The organism is Caloramator australicus RC3 (genome assembly GCF_000297115.1).
GTDB classification, from domain to species: Bacteria; Bacillota; Clostridia; order Clostridiales; family Caloramatoraceae; genus Caloramator; species Caloramator australicus.
Window position 1 is genome coordinate 1 of sequence record NZ_CAKP01000149.1, and the last position, 1,223, is coordinate 1,223.

At 30.3% G+C, this 1,223-nt stretch carries 1 protein-coding gene; it reads right to left on the minus strand.

Translation table 11 applies throughout. From position 1 onward, the window contains the following. Positions 1-186: 186 nt before the first annotated feature. A partial coding sequence (tnpB, locus tag CAAU_RS13380) for an IS200/IS605 family element RNA-guided endonuclease TnpB (protein WP_040306802.1) occupies positions 187-1,223 on the minus strand: 1,037 nt, incomplete at its 5' end.

Sequence of the window (1,223 nt, forward strand, 5' to 3'; positions counted from 1 at the left end):
GGAGGGCTTATTGGTATAGCAGTCATAATCGCTCGTTTTAACTATATCACAACCATCTACAAGATCACAGTCTATCCCTTTTAGTGAACTACCCCCACTTATAGAAGTGGTGGCTTCGTGGTCAAGGTAACTTCTGTTACCAGATTACCCACGCTCAAAGGGCTGTTCCTTCCCCATATATACCAATCACATGGCTAATTTTAGCAAATTCTTGCTTGCATTTATATCTCTATCATGAACTGCACCACACTTTGGACATTTCCATTCTCTCAATGCTAAATTCTTTACATCAGGATTTTTATATCCACATTCACTACATGTTTGACTTGATGCATAATTTTGTGGTGCTATTATTATTTCTCTGCCATACCATCTTGCTTTATATTCTAACATCCTTCTAAATTCTGCCCATGATACTTCTGTTATTGCTTTGGCTAATTTATGATTTTGTTGCATATTTTTTACCTGTAAATCTTCTAAAACTATCACTTGGTTTTCGTGTATAATTTTAGAAGATAATTTGTGAAGAAAATCTTTTCTTTGATTTGATATTTTTTCGTATAATTTTGCAAGTTTTTGTCTTGTCCTTTCATAGTTTTTACTTTGCTTTTGCTTTCTTGATAATGATTTTTGTATAATTTTAATTCTTTTTTCTGTTTTTCTTAACCATTTTGGATTTTCTACCTTTGTTCCATCAGATAAAATAGCAAATTCTTTAATTCCTAAATCTATACCTACTTTTTTATCTATTTTAGGTAATTCTTTAATTTCTTCTTCTACAAGTATAGAAGCATAATATTTGCCTGTTGGCGTTTTTGATATAGTTACAGATTTAATTTTTCCTTCAAATTGTCTGTGTTGTTTTATTTTTATTTTTGTCTTTAACTTTGGAACTTTTAGATAACTACCTTCAAGTGTTACTGTCCCATTTTGATTATTTGTAGTATAAGACTGGTAACCTTTCTTTTTCTTGAACTTTGGAAATCCTATTTTCTTATCTCTAAAAAAGTTTTTATATGCCTTCTCTAAATTAAGCTGTGCATTAGCAAGGGCAAGGCTATCTACTTCCTTTAGAAACGGATATTCTTTTTTATATTGTGCAGGTGTATTGTTTAGCATTTCTCCTGTTTTTTTATAGTATTCTATTTTGTCATGTAGCATTTTGTTGTATATAAATCTTACACAACCAAATACTTTAGCAAAATATTCTTCTTGTTCTTTTG